Raw genomic sequence first — 19,807 nt, 5'->3', positions numbered from 1 at the left:
CGATTGGTGCCCTGATTGGAAAGTTACTGGTAACCATCGGCCTGTTTGAAGCCAACATCAATGCTGATGTGTTTCATGGATGGGCGATGCAGGACTTGTTGCCTAAATTGCCACTACATTCCATCGTTGTGATGGACAATGCCACCTTCCATAAGAGACAAGACACACGGGATGCCATACATAACGCCGGGCATACCCTTGAATACCTTCCCGCTTATTCTCCTGATCTCAATCCCATCGAACACAAATGGGCACAGGCCAAGGCGCTCCGTAGACAACAAAACCAAACCGTCGATACGCTCTTCAAATCCTATGCATTCTGAATCATTCTTAACTGGTTAGGCTATAACGACACGCTCATGGGGGAGGGGGTAATGACAAACTCAATGGCAGTTTTGGCACCAACACGCTAACGGGCGGAGCAGGTAAAGATATCTTCATATTTACCACCACGGGTCATATTGATACGATCACCGATTTCGCTGTAGTTGATGACACCATTCAGCTTGAAAATGCGATATTTACCTCATTAACGACAACTGGGGTATTAGCTGTCGATCAATTCAGAATTGGTACACAGGCGTTGGATGCAAATGATTTCGTCATCTACAATAATACGACCGGTGCATTGCTATACGATGCGGATGGCAGTGGTGCTGGTATTGCGGTGCAAATTGCTACGATTGGTGTTGGGTTAGCTATGACCAATGTGGATATAGTGGTGATTTAAACCAGAGAAACGAGTCACCTGGAAATTGGCGATCAAAGGATACCTAATTTTTGTGTAAGTCGAGCATAAGCCAGAGGTACCGTCAAAGTCGGTAGCTTGATATAGAGTACCTCAGTCATCCATGGATTGGAGGGAGCGAAGATGTATTCTTTTTACCCCAAACTGAACACACCCTTAAGTTCTGCATTGCTGAGATTGCCGATCCATTTCTCTCCGATACCCACGGTCAGGTCAGCCAGATCGCGTTTGGATTGAATCATATCGTTGATGCGTTCTTCGAAGGTGGCGCGGGTGATCAGGCGATGCACTTGCACGTTATTTTGCTGGCCGATACGGTAGGCGCGATCTGTCGCTTGCGCCTCAACCGCTGGATTCCACCATAGATCAAAGTGAATCACATTGGCAGCTGCCGTCAGGTTGAGACCAGTGCCGCCTGCCTTTAACGACAGCAGAAAAACGCGCTCGGTGCGGTCATTCTGGAAACGCTCTACCATGATGTCGCGCGCTTTTCGCGTAACGCCGCCGTGCAAGAATTGAGGTTCACGCCCGAAGCGTGCTTTGATCCATGTCGACAGTAATTCCCCTGCTTCGCGAAATTGCGTAAATACCAGTACTTTTTCATGGGAGGCATAGATGGATTCGAGCAGATCGAGAAACAGTTCTGCCTTACCGGATAAGCTCGCGTTGCTATCTCCCGTTTTAAGATATTGTGCTGGATGATTGCAGATTTGCTTCAAGGCCAGAATCATTTGCAGAATCAATCCTTCACGTTTGAAGGTATCGGATTCGCCAGTGATCACCTGCAAGGCTTCACGCACGACGGTTTCGTATAATGCCGCCTGTTTCTTGGTTAGTTCGCAGTATTGATTCTGTTCGATCTTGTCTGGCAAGTCGCTGATAATACTTTTGTCCGATTTAAGTCGCCGCAGCAAAAAAGGACTGGTGACGCGCTTGAAACGCTGCGCTATGTGCTGATCATGGTCGTTTTGTATTGGTACGGCAAATTCTTTAGTGAAATGGGTGAGATTACCCAGAAAGCCGCGATTGGCAAAATCCATGATGCTCCAGTATTCGGCCAACCTGTTTTCAACCGGCGTGCCTGTCAAGGCAACAAAGGTAGCAGCAGGAATGGATTTAACGGCTTTGGTTTGTGCAGCAGCAGAATTTTTGATGTTTTGCGCTTCATCGACGATGACGATGCGCCAGGAGAGTTTCTTGAGCTTGGCTAGATCAGTGCGCACTATGCCGTAGGTGGTCAATAGCACATCTGCTCGTTCGTTTGCCAGTGCCCGTTCTGTGCCATGGAAAATGTTTACTGTCAGGGTCGGTGCAAAACGTGCGATTTCTTTAGTCCAGTTAGTAAGCAAGCTGGTCGGCACAATTACCAGCGCCTTTGCCTCATTTAGGTTACCTTCCTCTTTGAGTTTCAGTAAAGTGGTGATCATCTGCAGCGTCTTGCCTAAGCCCATGTCATCAGCGATAACGCTGCCAAACCCAGCGCGAATATTGCGATACAACCAGGCATAGCCGCGTTCCTGATACGGCCGCAGAATTGCATTGAGCGCACTGGGTAGCGGTACATTACCAACCTCAGTCAACTCACGAATGATATCCCGTGCTTTTGCATCCAGGGTGACTGGCGTACCAAAATATTCCTCGCTCAAGGCGATACGCAATAGTTCTGCAGGAGTGGTGCGTGGCGGTTTCTCCAGTTGCAAACGTAACCGTTCAATGTCGGCAGGCTCCAGATAGACATATTCACCTTTGAAGCGCACGATGCCTTGGGCATTCTTGACCAATTCCTCGAACTCGGTCTGGGTGAGCTGGTTATTGCCAATCGCCACCGTCCAGTCAAAACCAAAAATATCATTTGCATTGAGAAAACCCGAGCTGGCGGTATTTTTGCCGGATAGCTTCATCGATAACCGTGGCTGCAGGATGTGATCGAGCGCTTTGGGCAATAATGCACGTATGCCAAGGAGTCGGATAATCGGCAGCGTATCGAACAGAAAAGCAGGCAGAGCTTCAGTGCTTAATGCGATCGGAGCGGTAGCGCCAGCACTGATATAGTGATTAAAGGGCGGGAAAAATTCTGCTAACAATGATACGACTTGCAACACACTGTAGCGATTTGCCTGCCAAGCCTTATCCATCAGCAAGCGCGCAAACGGTACGGGCTCCTGCAATGAAGTATTACGAGCCACGACACCCAGCGACAAGCTGAATTCGGTGCCGTCATCTTCGAGCTGCAAAACCGGCATATAGGTTTGCTGGTCAATATGAAAGCGCGACAACCACAACTGCACACCGGAACCGATTTCGCCTTCACCGGGCCCATTAAAGCGGGCATGACCATGACCAAAAAACAGGCCAAGCAGTTTGTTGCCATACGGTTTCTCATTGCGGATATCGCTCCAATAACGGATAAATTCACCCAGAAATAAGCTGCATAATGCGATGGCTTGCACTTCGCCGGAGAGATTGGTTTCTTTCTTGGCGGTGCAGTAAGCCAGTAATCCTGCTGGTAGTAACGCTGCCAGTCGACTGAACAAAGTGCTCACTGTCCCATCCAGCATCGCCGGTAACCAGCGCAAGCCTATTTCCGATTTCCCCACTTCGAACACTTGGGGCAGGACCGCGCCTTGCGCCAACAGATGCAAGCTAGCCAAGCGAGCATGATACATGGCCGCTACTTCCGGTTGGAGATCAGGTAAATCAGCTTCGGTAAGCTGCTGCAGCGTCGATACCCAGTCCATCCAGCGCGCCTGCAACGTTAATCCGGCCAGAGTAGGCTGATATGCATGATCAAGCACCACATGTGGTTTATCTGTGGGAGTGATGACTACCGAGCGGATATCATTGCTTGCAGCAACAGTTTTAAGCGCAAGGCGGGCCTGTTTGATTACCCGCTTCATCACTTTTTCGTAAGTAATACGAAAATCACCCTGCTGAAAGAAAGTTGGATTCACAGGCAACACACTCAACAAGGAAGCAGCAAGGTTAGGCAAAAGAGAATAATCGAGCGCACTGGAATCCTCCAGGCTAGACATATCCTGCACCAAGGGTTGATGCTGATGCGGCTGATCCAGCAAGGCTTCTATCGTCGGCAAAGCTGCCTTTGCTTCGCGCTCGATCGAAATATGACGCGCTGCCAGCTCCTGGGTAAGATTGACTCCCTTCAATGAAAATACCAGAAAGGGATTGCCATCGATTTCCCGACTGATCAGATAAGTCACCGCAGCTAAATGCTTGCATGGTACCGCCCAATCCGGACAGGAGCAGTTCATGGAAAGATCTTTCCAGCGTGTGGGGAAGATATCGACCTTGAGTGTTTTGGCACGCTCCAGTACTGCAGGGTCAAGTTCACGATTGAGCATTTTCGAGATAATGATCGGATCAAGTGCCAGTTCATCGAGTAAGGCTTTGGTCTGCTGCTGAGACATGGCAGGGACCCCAATTGCCACGTCATAAGGGCGTGGGCGAGAGCCTTTTACCTTGGCATGAATTTTTCCATTGTGAATCTCAATTTTTGTTACCGCGCCTTTGTTAGCGTAACTGCGCCCACGTGGCAGGCGGTTGTCGTAGTCGATTTGCGAGAGGGAATTGAGCCACTGCGCTCCCCACCAGGTTTGTCCATAGTTTCTGTGTGCTGTCACTACGTAATGATTTCAGAAAATAGAATGATAAGAGTAAAAGGTAATTAATCCATTACGTCAGAAAAATGCTATCACTCTTGCCATTTTTTTATACATTATCGTGAAGACTTCACTACTTCACATCGCTCGCTGATCCAGCGGCCCTGGGTATCGGCAGAGGTATTGAGTGGCGCGCCTTGTACCACGCTGTCGAATTCTGTTCGCCCGCTGAAGCTTTCAGGGGTCATAAAAACACCTTCCGCGTAACCATTGCCTTTAAATTGGGGATTATCACACGTCAGCTCCATTTGATAGCGGTTCCCTGTTCGACTGGCATTCTTGACCGTACAGCCAGACTGATTTTCATAAAAATAGGTAGGCACCTCCTGTTTGGCCATTTCCGGTGTAATGCAGACATTGGAGGTGGCTGCGCCATTGCGGATTTGAGGCATCTCCAATCCATACTGCCTGGCCAACTTGGTCAACTGCTGCATTTGCTCCGAGGGAATATGGGGCACCAATGCCAATAAATCAGACTTGGTCGTTACCTCCCATAATCCTGGTCGAATGATGTTCTCCGCCCAGCTCGAAGTCGACAGGGCCCCTGACAATAAGATAAATAAAACAATCTTGCGCATAGTGATTCCTCAAACTACCTCAGCTATGATGAAATATTCGGACTGATATGTTTTGGCTTGCTCATGACTTCAACCAACGATTGCTCAGTACATGATAACAAAGTACTGCTTTTATCCCAATTTTCCATTCTCTTTATTTCTCTTTTTCTGCTGTTATAAGGGTAGCTGAAGATTCCTTATCGACTATCGGGAACTGATTCCAGCCAGGTGCAATGCTCGGCTACTCCTGGGTCCACATCGCTATGACCAATCCCTTTAGCGATAAGACCAATTACTCTCGGATCATTGTCATATTCGGTATGAGCGGAAAAGGGATTGGCAAATTTTCCAACAAAGATATTTGTAATACTGGTTACGTTCAGAATGGCATTAGTCAGGACTGGACAGAGACGTGAATCCACGTACTCATTCATAAAGCTGGGAGGTAGCGCGTAGCTAAATAAATCGTTGGGATCGCTGAAGGCAATGAGATGAGTTTTACTGAAGAGCTTTTCCGCTTCATGGGTAGCTTTCAGGCTACAGATATCGGCAATTTGACCAGTAACTTCCGGTTTGGGCTGTCCCATTTGCAAGAGGGGCAATTGGTTGGAAAGCATAAAAACCGTAAATTCTTTTTGTTGTAAGTGGTGTTTTTTTTTCAGGAAACTGCTTATTGTATTTGTTTGAAGAGGAGTTGCAGTGGTACTCTGGGGATTTTGCAAATCCTCTGCAAGAGCGGCTTTGAACTTAGTGATGTCACTGAGGATACTCGCTATCCATTGCAAAGCATCCACAGTAATTCGACTTCCGAGACTGTGAGTTATAAAAACGAACTCATCATCTAGCTGGTCAAGGCTGGTAGGAGCAGTTCCATCGCAGAATTGGGCAGTCTTAGTCTTAAGTGATGCCCAGCTCTTACTCATGAGCCAGCAGAGCGACTGACCAACAGAAACGTGGATCTTTTGCCGTGAGGTACCATTGAACATCATCACATCGGGAATAGTGTCATTGACAAATACCTTCATGATATTGTTGAAGGGTGCGCGCCGGAAGGAATACTCACCGGAGTTATCAAAGCTAATGGTTTGTTTCTCCTTTGTTATAATTGAATCCCAAGTGAGTTCTGCGAAAATAATTTCCCTGCTTTCATTGGCATTTATGTAACGTGTCAGGCGGAGCAATCCCAGTTCCTGGTTTGGATACTTAGGATGAGTGATGGTAATTTCCTTGATCGTTTCCTGGACATGATTGAGAGAGAGGGCCTGCACCAGGTTTTCAGTCAGGCGGGTAGAATAACCTGGCTGATGAGAACCAATCCCATGTACCACCAGCACCTTAAGTACAGGATGGTCACTTTTGCTTGCTTGAGCCAGCTGCTCCTGCCGCTTTAACTTTGCTTCCAATCCCTCGAACGAACGACCGCGTATATAGCACTTCCGGGTATCTTCTTCCTTGCCTTGTCCGCTAAGGACTGCTTCAGTGACCCCTTTAGCGAAGCTGATGCAGCCCGAAACAAGTACTGTAAGGAGTAAAGGAAAAAACTTTGCAATGACTTTTGGGATAACAGGGGTCACCATTGGCTTAAGCGTTCCAGCAATTTATCGAAAGGGATAACAAATTTTTGCACACCTTCCACTTCCAATTGCTCGCTGACTGCCTCTAGGTCGATGCCAATTTGATAGAGTTTTTCTGGCAAGCTACGGGCTTCATCTAATTCCTGCTCGATGCGCAATGCTGGCTGACCATGCTCACGATAAGCAATCAGTGTTTGTAGTGGCATCGTGTTAATCGTATCCTTAGCGATTAAAGGTTCGACATATTTGGTATCGCTGTAAATCGGATCTTTAGTTCCGGTACTCGCCCATAGCAGACGCTGGGTGCGTGCACCATGGCTGGATAAGGATTGCCAGCGCTTATCTTTAATCCATTGCTGATAGTGCTGATAAGCAAGGCGTGCACAAGCGATGGCAGCTTTACCCCGTAAAGCACCTGCAGATTTGTAGTCAGTAATTCTGTCAAGCTCATCCAGACGTTTATCCACCAATACATCAATGCGACTCAGGAAAAAACTGGCAACGGAAGTAATATGATCAACAGGCTTATGCTGGGCCACGCGGATTTCCAGTCCTGCGAGGAATGCATCGACTACTTGCCGATAACGTTCCAGACTGAACAATATCGTTACATTGATGTTGATACCCGCGGCAAGCAGATGCGTGATGGCAGGTAATCCTGCCTGGGTTGCCGGTACCTTGATCAGGATATTAGGCCGGTTAAGCGCCGTCCATAGCCGCTCGGCTTCGCTGATGGTTTGTTCCGTGTCATAAGCAAGATGGGGTGAGACCTCCAGACTGACAAAACCTTCATGGCCGTTTGATTTATCGTAGAGCGGTCGAAACAGCTCGGCAGCCCGAGCTACGTCTTCTAAGGCAAGTGCTTCATAAATTTCTTTTGGTGGCATGCCACGACGCGTAAGCAATGTGATTGCTTCATCGTAGTCATGGTGTTCGCTGATCGCCTTTTCAAAAATGGCTGGGTTGGAAGTTATCCCTGCCAAGCCGTCTTTCTCTATCATTCTGGCAACTTCACCATTTATCAGCATGTTACGCTGGATGTAGTCGAGCCAGACGTTCTGGCCGAGTGCTTTGATCTGCAGTAATGGATTAACATTCATAATATACCTCCCAATTTTTAGTCCATGGTGTTAATGTCAGGTTCCAGGGATTGGTAGCACCTTTGGTGGTAATCGCTATAACTGAACTCAATTAGTAACTCATGCTCAATCCCCGGTTAAACACTATCATTGTAAATTCCTATGCAACACTGCCGTACCTGACCACCAGTGAATCAGGTTGTTCTCAATGGGAGTACAAGCATCTGGATGGTACGCCACGCAGCGAGGCGTGAAATCAGTGTAAGGACGTGTGCTAGGTAAATTACTTCTATAAAGGAAGCCATTTAAAGCACCCGGAATGCTAGCGTGGCGCCGCATTGTCTCGCAAACAGGCGCTTCGCTATCTAGCGGGTTTGCATATAGCTGGATCAGGACAGAATCAGGTAAAACTTCCCCTAGATAAATCTGTACTTCAAATACCCAGCCATCCTTTTCTTCCGATACCGTCAGATTACCCCAATGTACCTGATGCCAATTTCGCCTTAACTGTTCATTCCACAAACGAAGTTTTTTAGCAATGATGCTTCCTTGGGCTGTTCGTTGTTGAAAGATGATGGCAGCGGGAAGATACAACTTTTCAACATATTCGCGTACCATGCGATTGCTGCTGAACTGCGGAGCGAGATGAGCCATACTGGCGCGCATGCGGGCGACCCAAGCTCGGGGAATACCCGTTGCATCGCGATCATAGAACATCGGTACAATCTCTTCTTCCAGAAGATGGTAGAGCTGTTCGGCTTCTATGCCGTCCCAGCCCGCTTCAGTATGTTCTTTGCCATCACCTAACGCCCAGCCAACTTCCGGTGTGTAGGCTTCGGCCCACCATCCATCCAACTCCGAGAGATTCAAACCACCGTTCACCAATACTTTCATACCGCTGGTACCACTGGCTTCCCACGGTCGGCGTGGTGTGTTGATCCATACATCCACGCCTTGTACCAGCTCCTGTGCGAGGGCAATATCGTAATCTTCGAGAAATATTACAAGTTTACGGACAATTGGTTGAGCAGCAAATTGCGCCCATTGCTGAATGAAGCGTTTTCCTTCAATGTCGGCAGGGTGCGCTTTGCCAGCAACAACGATTTGTACCGGTCGTTGTGCATCAGTAAGTATTCGAATCAGGCGGTTAGTATCATGCAGCAACAGGTTGGGGCGCTTGTACGCGGTGAAACGCCGTGCAAATCCGAGTGTTAACACATTGGGGTCAAGAATCTGGTCAACCTGATTAATAGTCTCCTTCTCTGCGCCCCTTTGACTCAATTGCAAACGAAGCCGTTGCCGTGCCTGACGCACCAAGTCAGCACGTTCTTGTCCGCACAAGATCCACAGCGTTGCATCATCCAGTTTGTTAATTGCGTTGGCAAGCATTTCTTCCGTGCCGAGCCAACGGTCCTTGCCACAAGATTGTGTCCAAATTTCATCGGCCCAGAGAGAATCCCATGACGGCACATGCACACCGTTGGTCACATAACTTATGGGCACTTCACACTCAGGCCAATGGGGATAGAGAACTTGGAAAATACTTTGGCTAACTTTGCCATGCAGGCGGCTTACACCATTTATCCTGCCGCAAGTTCGTGCCGCCAGGTAGGCCATATTGAAGGGCTCATTGCCATCTTGCCCATTCCGGCGACCTAGCGTCACTAATTCCTCAGGTGCCACATCTAGGTCCTTGGCATATATCAAACCATATTTTGCGAGTAACTCACGTGGAAAGGTATCGAAACCGGCTGCCACCGGCGTGTGTGTGGTGAATATGTTGCCTGGTCGTGTCGCCCAAAGCGCCTCCCAAAAATCTACTTGCCGTTTCTCACTGAAACAGCGAGCGCGTTCCAGCGTAACGAAGGCGGCATGACCCTCATTCAGATGACAGACATCAATTTCCAGTCCTAATGTTTCAATTAACCGCCAACCACCTATTCCCAGAACGATCTCCTGCACCAGACGGATTTCTTCTCCGCCGCCATAGAGTTTGCTGGTAATGCCGCGATCACGCGCACTGTTGAGGAGATTGTTACTATCAAGTAAATACAAGCTAACCCGCCCCACTCGCGCTTCCCAAACCTGCAAGCGTACCGTCCGCCCAGGCAACTCGATGGGGATGTGTAACCAAGCACCGTTATGAGCCAATACTGGGCGTAGCGGTAAACTGCTAGAATCATTATGAGAATAAATTTCCTGCTGCCAGCCATTTACATCCAATACTTGTCGAAAATAACCTTCCTGATAGAGAAGGCCGATCGCGGTTACGGGCACGGCCAGATCACTGGTAGCCTTGAGGTAATCCCCCGCCAGTATACCCAGACCGCCTGCATACAATGGCAAAGCCTCACCCAAACCAAATTCCATACTGAAATAGGCGATCCCTTTAAGTTTGGCTTCGGCATGCACTTCTCCAAACCAACCACAGCAATCACAGTAGCCATTGCGCGCCTTGGTTAAACTATCAAGGTGTTGCTTAAATTGCGTGCTTTGATTTAATTCTTCCAGTCGTCCGCGCGACAAGTTTTGCAACACAACAAATGGATTTTCACTCTGTTCCCATAATTGTGGATCCATTGTTTTCCATACCTCATCGCCAGCATGACTCCAGGTCCAGCGCAAGTCTGTGGCCAGATCTGTAATCTGTTCAACCAGTGGCAACAGTTCAGCGGGCAAATCCTGCAAGTAATGCATCATTAGACGGAGTATCTTCATGAGTTTTTGTGCTCCTTTCTTTACCGCTAGCATGCTTATAATCCATTTCTAAATCAAACCTGACTTTGTCGGCTCCACTTTGCCGTATTATTTAGACTGTCTTCGGCTCGCCTTCGCAGCATGTTTGATTTGGAAATGGAATAAGTTATGAGCGTATTGTCCCTATCTTGCTCCCAATCGTGATCCAAGGGGTGAAAAAGACCACCTTCCAGCCAGTTGTTCTCGTTTCTGCATTCCGTCCGCCTCGCGCTCAGGGGGCTCGCTACAATTATTTAGCGAAACTTCGTTTTCACAATCTCATAGTAGCCCGCCCGTGGCAACAAGGCACTCAGAAGAAATAAGTGATAAAGAATGCTCTGCGCTACAGTTGAAATGCTGAGGCGGGTGAGGGCCGTTAATCTAAAATAGTACTAACTTGCTTGGTTTCCTTATGCAAAGTATTTCCTTGATAGATTGGATAGATCATGACAATCAGGCGGTGTAAACCGTGATTTTTTACATCGCTAAAAAATAGTTTTCCTGCAAAATGTACCCCGCTCATACTCACCACTTCAAAATGATGTCCTATGCGTGAAAGAAGGCGCAAATAGGGGTTAGTCCGTTCTCCTTTTAATAGCTCGATTTTCGCCAGCTTTGGTAATAACTTGGAGATATGAAGTTTCGGCAAATTCTTGGGCGAACAACCCAATAACTTCGCGCCAGCCTCGTTGCAATCGCGAATCAAGCCATCATCAGAAAGTATCAGAACTGCATGCTCGTTTTCGATATTTTCAGCTTTAGTGTCGAAACCGTTTCTTGGCTTCGTTCTGCTAGTACTCATTGTTTTCCCTCCATTCTGCAGTCAACCAATCATCTCGTTCATGTCCTGCTTCAAATCCTCTGGCCTGTACCTTGTAATAAACTGAAACAGCAATACGAGGGTAATGATCTTCCTCATTTGCACACTGTTATTCCATTTCTAAATCAAGTCTGACTGTGTCAGCTTCTCCTTGCCGTATTATTTATACTGTCTGCGGCTCGTCTTCGTGTCATGTTTGATTTGGAAATGAAATTAGATCCACTGCCTGTGAGCGACGTTTTCTTCCTGGTATTCCTTGCAAGGGGTTTAATAGATTCTATCTTTGTCTCCTCTTTAATAAAGCAACCCAATTAGTAGAGTTGAAAGACAAATATAATCTTGGTATTACATCACTATGCCAGTGACCTGATTTGACAATTTATAGGAAAATAGAAGGCAATTAAATACGTATAAATACGTAGTGATTATCCGGGTTCTTCAATTGGTCGGGAAAAGCTGAAGAAATTCCCGTTTGAACCTGAAAATCAATTGGATGGGGTGGGGGGTGATTCAGGTGAAGGTAAGACGCTCGGCATGAGCCTGGGTCGATACAAACCAGGATTATTTTAAGATTGAGATTATCTGACAAACCCGAGCCATCAGACTGTCCGGTCGGAGACCACCAAAATTCTCCCACCAGTTTTTCAAGGTTTTCAGATCAATGGACTGCAGTGCTACTGAGCTGGGTCATTCATCAATTTGCAAAATTTTCTGTTCTTGTTTTTTTAAGCATTATGCTGAGATCAAATTAAGGTTCTTGCTTATTTTAATTTCCTTCAAGGAAAAGTAACTTTTGATTTGGTCAAGCGTGATTTGAAGTCAGTCACTGCTGTAGCATCGGTCAAGCGTCATAGCATCATGGTATTTATACATCAACGGGAAAAGTGCATATGAGCAAGATCGAAAGCGACGTGTCAGTGAACGCAAGTATTGAGACTATTTCACGACCCCACAAAATCAGGAGGTAATATATATGACAAAGATTCTTGTTCTTTATTACAGCATGTATGGGCACATCGAAACCATGGCGAAAGCAGTGGCTGAAGGTGCGCGCAGCGTTGAAGGCATCGACATCATCATCAAACGCGTGCCTGAGCTGATGCCAGAAGAGGTGGCACGAAAGGTTGGTGCCAAGCTCGATCAGGCAGCACCAATCGCGACAGTAGACGAGTTGCCAAGCTATGATGCCATCATCTTTGGCACTCCAACACGTTTCGGCAATATGTGCGCACAGATGCGCAATTTTCTTGATCAGACCGGCCGCTTGTGGCTCAACGGTAGTTTGATTGGCAAGGTGGGCAGTGTGTTCACATCCACAGCCTCACAGCACGGCGGACAGGAAACTACAATCACTTCGTTCCACTCCACATTGTTACATCAAGGCATGATTATTGTGGGTGTTCCCTATTCTTGCCAGGAGATTCTGAACATGAGTGAAATTACCGGCGGATCGCCTTATGGGGCGAGCACGCTTGCAGATAGTGATGGCAGTCGTCAACCGTCGGAGAACGAATTAAAAGTTGCTCGTTTCCAGGGAGTCCATGTTGCGAAAATAACCAAGAAGTTATCAGCTTAATGAACTGCTTGAAGAGGGACATATCCAAAGGCAGTCCTGCTCAATAAAACATGAATACTTTTCACCAGTATTCAACGAAAAAATAGAAAGGGAGAAAATAGATTATGAAAAAAACAAACAATCTTTATTGCCCTACATGAACTTCGGCTAACTACCCCTCAATGGACCATGAAGGCACATGCATCAAAGCCAACTGGAATTTTATGATCATTCCTTTCCGATTATTCGCGGCTCATTTGGTATTTCGGCTGGCCGCAAGCCGCACATTTTTCTGTTTCAAGAAGTTTGTTGAGGTATTCGTGCACTACCGCGATGTATGTGGCATGACTCCATGTCAAAGGTGAAACCGAAAGAAGGTTATTGGTATCCGGGTGTATCTGTTCCGCCAAGACTCCACTTGGCAACGCGTGTTTTTCCACCCATTGCATAATTTCTAGTGCCTTTTTTAAATCGTCTTTTTGGCAGGCTATTGCGATGTAATACTGAGCCAGCCATAGGGTGGTTATGAACCAGGGATTGCCGGCTGTATTTTCACTGGCGCGGTAGTATGCATCATTTTCGTAGCGAGCCAATCCGCCGACATGCGTTCTGCACCATAACGTTTCATAAACCTGACGCATGGTGTTCTTTACCTTTTCATCATGAGGGTCATAAGCACCGAACGCGAAGATGCCATACAGGCTTGCATCGAGGGTCCGATCGATCTCAATGGAGCCATCTTCTTTGAAATTGATCATTCGGCAAAATCTTTTTTCCTGATCGAGATAAAGATAAGTATCCATCGCTTCACGCATTTGACGTGCGCCCCGGCGGTATTCTTCCGCGAGTTCCGTTTCACCAAAGGATTCAGCGAAATGTGCCGCTGCAGTTAAGCCGCCAAAGACCGCCGCTGCCGTGAACGTTAGCACGCCGCGGCGTTCTTCCCAGAGATCGTAACTTGGCAGGGGCAAGGCGGTGTCGGCATCACGGTAGTTCATCATGAAATCGGCAGCATTCTTAATAAAGGGTTTATAGAGCGGTTTAATGAATTCGATATCGTGAAATTTTCTATAGTGATGCCACAGCGCCCAAATAACCAGGGCCGTTTCATCTTCTTGAATGGGAAGCTGGGCTTTGTCATCCTTCTGCCAAGGATGCCAGGAACTTGCCGGAGATCCCGACGGATTATATTTATGGAGAAAATAACCATTTTTCTCCATAATCCCAGCGCAGAAGTTAAAAAAATTTCTTGTGATTTCTGAATAACCTGCCAGATCCAGCGCATAGGCAACCAGTGCGGCGTCGCGCGGCCACATATAACTATAAGTATCGCGATTGAAATGTATGGCATCAGAATCGTTCGCTGCAATAATGCTGCCGCAATTATTTATTTGGGTGCGGCAGATCAAAAGACTTTTTCGGTAAAGGTGGGTGGTTGCTTCCGGGAGAAGATCATAATTCAAATTTTCTTTTTCTACCCACAGTTTCCAATAATTCGCGGTACGTTTAATAATTGCCTCGGGTCCCGTTTTTCTAACGACAGAGTTTAAATGTTCTACTTCACTCCAGTTCGTTCCAGCACATATCCAGTAATAACCTGTGTCGCTTGCATTTTTTTCCACGAATAAATGAATGGCAGCGACAGAATCTACCGAGCCCTGTGCAATAGGATTCCGGCTCAGTACGCCGTCTTCGGCATCTTTCCATGTACCTGTATCGTATTTGGAATCTTTGTTGCCGGTTGCAAAAAAATCGATGCCTGGTTTCTTATTTGCAAAAGTATTGATCAGAAAGTAGCGATTCGCCTTGTAATGAAGCAGAGCATTTATCTCTGGTCGAAAAGCGGCAGTATCACCGATATCGTTGCCGAGAATAGAAAAATTCTGTGCCATAAACAAGCGTACTTCTTTCTTCTCGCCGGAGAAATTCTGTACGGTTAGCTTTTTTAAATAAATATTCTCATGAAAATCGACCAGATCGTTAGTGATGATTCTCAGTTTCCATGTATCGTGAGTTAGCTCAACATTCGTTATCAATGTCTTCTCAAGATAATTCTTGGTGATTCGCCATCCATCCGGAATCCAACTAAAGTTGCCGTTGACCCATACACCGAAGCGAAAAGGCCGTTCCCCGATGTGGTTTTCTTCTCCTACGCGCGGGAAATGAAATTCCCGCAGGCGGTAATTTCCGTCGAATGCTACAAGAATATTTCCGTTACCAACCGGTATGTCACGAGGCACCGTTTTTCTCCTTCGACTAAAATTCTTTTGCTACGCTTACTGCCTTAATTTTGGCTTCTTCTATTCTGGCCTTTTGCAAATGGACATCCATATCCATGGGCTGGGCAATAATGAAACGGATGTCCATCAGTCCGACAAACCCGAAGATAGTACGCAAATACGGCTCCTGGAAATCAAAATCGCGGCTGGGACTTTCCGGCGTGTAATCGCCCCCGCGACTGGTAATAACTACCATTTTCCTGTCTTTGACCAAACCTTCTACCCCGCTGTCGGTGTAGCGGAAGAGATATTTAGGTTGAACAATGATGTCGATGTACTGTTTCAGTGGATAGGGGATGTTGAAATTCCACATCGGCGTACTGAGCAGGTAGGCGTCTGCTGAAAGGAAGCGTTCGATATGCGCGATGATCTCTTCCCAGGCTTCTTTTAAATCTCCATATAATTCTTTACCGCCTAGCAGCACATATTTGCCATCCACCCGCTTCATAGTCAGCGAAGGCAGTTGTTCTTTTGTGAGATCCAGTTCTTCAATAACCCATTCGGAATGACTCTGTTTAAATGCATCCAGAAAGACGCGTGATATTTGCAGGGTTCTGGAATCCATCCCCCGGGGTGTAGCGATAATATGCAATAGTTTTTTCATCTCTTAACTTCCTTTCATGGCGTTCCCGGGAGAATGATAAAAAATAAATAAACGCCTTTTTGCTAAGTTCCGATGGTTCAATAGATTATCGAAATATGCTGGCTAAAAAAATACGTACAAACGCGTAAGACCAGCTCTTATCGAAGAGTCATCAAAAATAATTTCTTTTTGGCTGAAGCTATGCAGTCATCTCTGAGAACCCTTTCAATTTATATCAGTATTGACATTGAGAAGGATTCAACAGTTATAGAATTTGCCAGAATGGAGGTTGATATTCCATTTCTAAATAGAACCTGACTTAGGTGGCTTTTTCTTGCCGTATTATTTATATTGTCTTCGGTTCGCCTTGGCGTCCATGTTTGATTTGGAAATGTAATTTAGCCGTGATTTCTGGTTAATTCGATGAAGCCAAGGAAGTAAGAACGTAGCCTTGTGATGAGATTGACAGCAGGTCTACACTATCTGAAGTACACTTCCAACGAATCAATGAAACGGTTTTGTCCCACAAACCTAGTCAGCCGACGCCAAAAAATGGCGTGGCTGAGTGGGATATGCAGGCGGGTAGTTCGCAGTTATTTATTCTTGGCTTCCTTGGTTTTTTCTGAAATTCCCGCCAAAACGCCAGTGGTAATTTTATGCAGCAGATCAGCTGTTGCTTGAGTAAGTTGCAATCCAGCTTCGAGCTGGGTATGCCCGACAGATGCTATTTGTTGGGTAAAGGTGTCCAGAGTTTCTCGTAGCTGAGCACCAATCGCTGTACCATTGCGTTTTGCATGAGTGACCAGATCATTCAAGGTATCAGCAATCAAACCTTTGGCGGTCGTTGAGGTCTGTTGGACAACATCGAGAAATAAGCTTTCCAGACTTTCAAGATCAGCACGTGTCTTACTGAGTTCCTCACGCGAAAATTGCTGGGCTTTCCCGGCTGCTTCCTCCACTGCTAATTTTGAGGCTTCGGCGAATTGTGCGAAGGCGGTTTCCAATCCAGCAACTGCATGGGTAATTTGGGTCTGGGCAGCATGGGATTGTTCCGTTGCATGCACCAATTTCTGCTGCGCCCCATCGTGCGCACCTTGCATCACAGCGGCTGCAATCCGGCCCATCGATTCAATATCTAAACGATGTGCTTGCATTGCTTTGAGGGTCAATTGTCGCACTGTTTCTTTTACGTCCCCACCATGAGCGATTGCCTCGCGGACATCAGCTTCGAGTTTTGCCATATCATCCTGGTTATGCATCGTGCTATTGCTTTCATTTTGCATTTTAAGTACCTCCGGATTTAGAGAAATGTGTCACAGCAGGTTCATTTTCCGCCCTCAATGGCAAGTCGGTCAAGGCCACCCATATAAGACTGTAAAACAGATGGAATAGTTACGCTGCCATCCACATTTTGATAATTTTCAAGAATGGCTACCAGCGTTCGTCCAACCGCTAGGCCAGAACCGTTCAGTGTGTGGAGCAATTCCGGTTTTCCTTTTTCGTTGCGAAAGCGTGCCTGCATGCGTCGTGCCTGGAAAGCTTCGCAGTTGCTGCAGGAAGATATCTCACGATAGGCATTTTGTGCAGGTAACCACACTTCGATATCATACGTCTTTGCAGCCGAAAATCCCATATCACCAGTACATAATGTCATCACCCGATAGGGCAATTCCAGTTTTTGCAAGATTTTCTCTGCATGGCTGACGAGCTGTTCCAATGCCTCATAGGATTCTTGTGGATGCACGATATGCACGAGTTCGACTTTATCGAATTGATGCTGGCGAATCAAACCGCGAGTATCCTTTCCATAGCTGCCCGCTTCGGAACGGAAGCAAGGGGTGTGAGCAACAAATTTCAGCGGAAGCTGTTCAAGCGGAATAATTTCATCACGCACCATATTGGTTAAGGGTACCTCGGCAGTGGGGATCAGGTGTAATTTGAATGAATCCTGTTCGGTTGGGATGGTTGAACTAGAATGGCTGCAACTTCCAGCATGCACGACAAACAGGTCTTCCTCAAATTTCGGTAATTGTCCTGTACCCTGCAAGCAATCCGCATTGACCAGATAGGGTACATAAACCTCGGTATAACCATGCTCCTGAATATGCATATCCAGCATAAACTGCGCCAGCGCACGGTATAGGCGGGCGATGCCACCTTTCATCACGTTAAATCGTGCCCCACTCAATTTGGCTGCTGTCTCAAAATCGAGTGAACCTAGTTCTTCACCTATGCTGACATGATCCTTGATAGCAAAGTCGAATGATCTGGGTGTTCCCCAGCGCCGTATTTCAAGATTATCCGTTTCGCTTTTTCCTTCTGGAACACTGCTATGCGCTAAGTTAGGGGTTGTCAGTAATATTTGTTGCAGCTTGGCCTGAATATGTTCAAGTTGGCTCTCGGTCTGTTTAAGTTCATCTCCAAGATGAGCGACTTCTGCCATAATTGCAGTCACGTCCTCACCTTTTTGCTTGGCAATGCCAATTTGCTTGGAAGTGGCATTGCGTTTCGCTTGTAACTCCTGAGTATGAGTCTGGATTGATTTGCGTTGCGCTTCCAGCGAATGGAATTGTGCAACCGGGAAGGTATAACCGCGTTTGGCCAGGCGTGCAGCGATGTTTTCTAGATCGGTGCGTAATTGTTGAATGTCTAGCATGTATTACTCCAAAAGAAGAGACTCATCTTAATTGACCGGCCAGATATTATGCCTGTAATTACGATATTCCTTGTGTTTTAGGTTTAAAGTTTGCTTATACTGAATCTGTGGAAATTTGAGCTGGCTTCGACAGACTCAGCCCGAACGGTGTGATACTTCACCATGTGGATTGATCAATTTGAGTCACTTGGAATTTGACAATTCTGTCAAATAGATAATGGTCGATTCAATCGGGTAAATATACGAAGTAAGTGTGTAAGTGTATTTGCTCAACTTCCCTCAAATTGGCATAATGCAAATACCTTTTGCCCTTGCTTTTCTAGACGAGCTCTACCGCCAACATCAGGTAAATCAACCACAAAACAGCATTCGACGATTTCTCCACCTATCTCTTGGATCAGCTTGACAGCTGCCTCCATGGTACCGCCTGTGGCAATAAGATCATCCACCAGCAATATCTGTTCTCCTTTCTGGATTGCATCGATATGAATTTCAATTCGATCACTGCCATATTCCAATTGATAGTCACAACCGATGGTTTCGGCGGGCAATTTGCCTGGCTTGCGTATCGGCACAAAACCAACTCCCATTGCATACGCAACGGGAGCACCGATAATGAAGCCGCGCGACTCAATGCCCACAACTTTGTCGATCTTGCTCGTTCGGTAGCGCTCAACAATTTCCTGGACGGTGGTACGCAAACCAATAGGATCTTTCAGCAGTGTGGTAACGTCGCGAAACATGATGCCCTCATGAGGATAATGAGGAATGGTGCGAATACGGGATTTAATAGGCATAAAAAGTTTAATTAAAGAAAATCTATCGATCAGAGCAAAGTTGATATTTTTGTATCCATCTTAGCGTATTTTATCCAATCTGGCAGTATGTTGAATTTGCAGGCATAACATATTTGGATATTATGAAAACTAAATTTACTTTTTTTCAGGAAATGTAAGGAGCTATTATGAATTTCATTCGGATTTGCAACGATGGAAAGGAAAGAAAAAAATACACTTGATTCGCTTAGGCAAGAGTTAGATTCTTTAAGTTTAAAGTACGAGCATAGATGTATTCCTCCAAGGCTTTTCCACTACACTGATTCAGCAGGGCTTCTCGGAATACTTAATTCTCAACAATTATGGGCTACGCATGCGTTTTATCTCAATGATGAGACCGAAATTAGCTATACACATGAGTTGGTTGAGGAAATTTATCGCGATCTAATAAAAAAAGCGACACCAGATAGAATAGAAGAATCATATTCTGATCACTCATTATGGATATACCGTGATTTTTTGCATCGTCTAAGCTACAAAACACTTAGAGCTAAGCCAAATTCTGATGTTTATGTAACTTGTTTTTGTGAGAATGATGATCTTCTTAGTCAGTGGCGAGTATATGGCAATAGAGGATCTGGTTATGCAGTTGGCTTTGACGTGAAGCAACTCTGATGTGGCTCCCTGTAACTGGACAACCTGAAAGAAAGTTAAGCTCTGACATATAAAGTTAATCAGGTTCAGGCAACCCGATTGATTCTTTGGTG

Annotated in this window: 16 protein-coding genes and 1 pseudogene; 5 read left to right on the top strand and 12 right to left on the bottom strand. The window is 46.2% G+C overall.

The annotated features are described in order from the left end of the window. The 3 genes and pseudogenes from BLV54_RS11555 to BLV54_RS16950 all read left to right on the top strand — a co-directional run. Nucleotides 1-323 (top strand): transposase (locus BLV54_RS11555; protein WP_090571816.1); only part of this gene is annotated, 323 nt, incomplete at its 5' end. Nucleotides 324-370: 47 nt separating this feature from the next. Beyond that, nucleotides 371-427, top strand: a pseudogene (locus BLV54_RS17340) (hypothetical protein); the annotation flags it as partial. Nucleotides 428-583: 156 nt separating this feature from the next. After that, nucleotides 584-730, top strand: a complete 147-nt coding sequence (locus BLV54_RS16950; protein ID WP_256329425.1) for a hypothetical protein — start codon at nucleotides 584-586, stop codon at nucleotides 728-730. Between the two features lie 152 nt (nucleotides 731-882). On the opposite strand, the gene BLV54_RS11550 is transcribed toward BLV54_RS16950, so the two are convergent. From BLV54_RS11550 to BLV54_RS17335, 7 genes are all read right to left on the bottom strand, one after another. Continuing rightward, the gene (locus BLV54_RS11550; protein ID WP_090571815.1) at nucleotides 883-4,386 is read right to left on the bottom strand and encodes a DEAD/DEAH box helicase; all 3,504 of its coding nucleotides are present in this window, start codon (nucleotides 4,384-4,386) and stop codon (nucleotides 883-885) included. 95 nt (nucleotides 4,387-4,481) lie between these two features. Then, nucleotides 4,482-5,003, bottom strand: coding sequence for a DUF3617 domain-containing protein (locus BLV54_RS11545; RefSeq protein ID WP_090571814.1), 522 nt, complete (start codon nucleotides 5,001-5,003; stop codon nucleotides 4,482-4,484). 176 nt (nucleotides 5,004-5,179) lie between these two features. Beyond that, on the bottom strand, nucleotides 5,180-6,559 hold the full coding sequence (locus tag BLV54_RS11540; RefSeq protein WP_090571813.1) for a hypothetical protein: 1,380 nt from the start codon (nucleotides 6,557-6,559) through the stop codon (nucleotides 5,180-5,182). Further along, the gene (gene tal / locus BLV54_RS11535; protein ID WP_090571812.1) at nucleotides 6,553-7,656 is read right to left on the bottom strand and encodes a transaldolase; all 1,104 of its coding nucleotides are present in this window, start codon (nucleotides 7,654-7,656) and stop codon (nucleotides 6,553-6,555) included. The genes BLV54_RS11540 and tal overlap by 7 nt, the downstream gene beginning before the upstream one ends. Nucleotides 7,657-7,782: 126 nt before the next feature. Further along, entirely contained in the window at nucleotides 7,783-10,353 is a 2,571-nt protein-coding gene (gene glgP, locus BLV54_RS11530) for an alpha-glucan family phosphorylase (protein ID WP_090571818.1), read from the bottom strand. A gap of 394 nt (nucleotides 10,354-10,747) precedes the next feature. Beyond that, nucleotides 10,748-11,173 (bottom strand): nitrogen regulation protein NR(II), encoded by a 426-nt coding sequence (locus BLV54_RS11525; protein WP_090571811.1) that lies wholly within the window; start codon nucleotides 11,171-11,173, stop codon nucleotides 10,748-10,750. Then, on the bottom strand, nucleotides 11,163-11,267 hold the full coding sequence (locus tag BLV54_RS17335; protein ID WP_090571817.1) for a DUF2934 domain-containing protein: 105 nt from the start codon (nucleotides 11,265-11,267) through the stop codon (nucleotides 11,163-11,165). The genes BLV54_RS11525 and BLV54_RS17335 overlap by 11 nt, the downstream gene beginning before the upstream one ends. 897 nt (nucleotides 11,268-12,164) lie before the next feature. Here BLV54_RS17335 and wrbA point away from each other — a divergent pair. Next, on the top strand, nucleotides 12,165-12,767 hold the full coding sequence (gene wrbA, locus BLV54_RS11515; RefSeq protein ID WP_090571810.1) for an NAD(P)H:quinone oxidoreductase: 603 nt from the start codon (nucleotides 12,165-12,167) through the stop codon (nucleotides 12,765-12,767). 221 nt (nucleotides 12,768-12,988) lie between these two features. Here wrbA and BLV54_RS11510 read toward each other — a convergent pair whose 3' ends face one another. The 5 genes from BLV54_RS11510 to BLV54_RS11490 form a co-directional block, all read right to left on the bottom strand. Then, nucleotides 12,989-14,986 carry a glycoside hydrolase family 15 protein gene (locus tag BLV54_RS11510; RefSeq protein ID WP_090571809.1) on the bottom strand — a complete coding sequence of 666 codons (1,998 nt, stop codon included), beginning with the start codon at nucleotides 14,984-14,986 and terminating at the stop codon, nucleotides 12,989-12,991. Between the two features lie 16 nt (nucleotides 14,987-15,002). Beyond that, the gene (locus tag BLV54_RS11505) at nucleotides 15,003-15,629 is read right to left on the bottom strand and encodes an FMN-dependent NADH-azoreductase (protein WP_090571808.1); all 627 of its coding nucleotides are present in this window, start codon (nucleotides 15,627-15,629) and stop codon (nucleotides 15,003-15,005) included. Nucleotides 15,630-16,201: 572 nt separating this feature from the next. Further along, nucleotides 16,202-16,891: a DUF6781 family protein gene (locus tag BLV54_RS11500; protein WP_090571807.1), complete on the bottom strand. Its 690-nt coding sequence runs from the start codon at nucleotides 16,889-16,891 to the stop codon at nucleotides 16,202-16,204. Between the two features lie 41 nt (nucleotides 16,892-16,932). Further along, a complete protein-coding gene (gene serS / locus BLV54_RS11495) occupies nucleotides 16,933-18,264 on the bottom strand; it encodes a serine--tRNA ligase (RefSeq protein ID WP_090571806.1) in 1,332 nt (443 codons plus the stop codon). 269 nt (nucleotides 18,265-18,533) lie between these two features. Then, nucleotides 18,534-19,061 carry an adenine phosphoribosyltransferase gene (locus tag BLV54_RS11490; RefSeq protein ID WP_090571804.1) on the bottom strand — a complete coding sequence of 176 codons (528 nt, stop codon included), beginning with the start codon at nucleotides 19,059-19,061 and terminating at the stop codon, nucleotides 18,534-18,536. Between the two features lie 192 nt (nucleotides 19,062-19,253). On the opposite strand from BLV54_RS11490, the gene BLV54_RS11485 reads away from it, so the two are divergent. Then, nucleotides 19,254-19,715, top strand: a complete 462-nt coding sequence (locus BLV54_RS11485; protein ID WP_090571802.1) for a hypothetical protein — start codon at nucleotides 19,254-19,256, stop codon at nucleotides 19,713-19,715. Nucleotides 19,716-19,807 lie beyond the last annotated feature (92 nt).

The sequence above is a fragment of the Nitrosomonas sp. Nm33 genome (assembly GCF_900107265.1).
Taxonomy (GTDB): Bacteria; Pseudomonadota; Gammaproteobacteria; order Burkholderiales; family Nitrosomonadaceae; genus Nitrosomonas.
The sequence above is the reverse complement of the archived record's forward strand: the minus strand, read 5'-3'. Positions and strand labels throughout refer to the sequence as shown.

Excerpts from the sequence above, each read along its gene's own strand:
- BLV54_RS11545 (WP_090571814.1), bottom strand. The coding sequence starts at position 5,003 with ATGCGCAAGATTGTTTTATTTATCTTATTGTCAGGGGCCCTGTCGACT.
- BLV54_RS11540 (WP_090571813.1), bottom strand. The coding sequence starts at position 6,559 with ATGGTGACCCCTGTTATCCCAAAAGTCATTGCAAAGTTTTTTCCTTTA.
- tal (WP_090571812.1), bottom strand. The coding sequence starts at position 7,656 with ATGAATGTTAATCCATTACTGCAGATCAAAGCACTCGGCCAGAACGTC.
- glgP (WP_090571818.1), bottom strand. The coding sequence starts at position 10,353 with ATGAAGATACTCCGTCTAATGATGCATTACTTGCAGGATTTGCCCGCT.
- BLV54_RS11525 (WP_090571811.1), bottom strand. The coding sequence starts at position 11,173 with ATGAGTACTAGCAGAACGAAGCCAAGAAACGGTTTCGACACTAAAGCT.
- wrbA (WP_090571810.1), top strand. The coding sequence starts at position 12,165 with ATGACAAAGATTCTTGTTCTTTATTACAGCATGTATGGGCACATCGAA.
- BLV54_RS11505 (WP_090571808.1), bottom strand. The coding sequence starts at position 15,629 with ATGAAAAAACTATTGCATATTATCGCTACACCCCGGGGGATGGATTCC.
- BLV54_RS11500 (WP_090571807.1), bottom strand. The coding sequence starts at position 16,891 with ATGCAAAATGAAAGCAATAGCACGATGCATAACCAGGATGATATGGCA.
- serS (WP_090571806.1), bottom strand. The coding sequence starts at position 18,264 with ATGCTAGACATTCAACAATTACGCACCGATCTAGAAAACATCGCTGCA.
- BLV54_RS11490 (WP_090571804.1), bottom strand. The coding sequence starts at position 19,061 with ATGCCTATTAAATCCCGTATTCGCACCATTCCTCATTATCCTCATGAG.
- BLV54_RS11485 (WP_090571802.1), top strand. The coding sequence starts at position 19,254 with ATGGAAAGGAAAGAAAAAAATACACTTGATTCGCTTAGGCAAGAGTTA.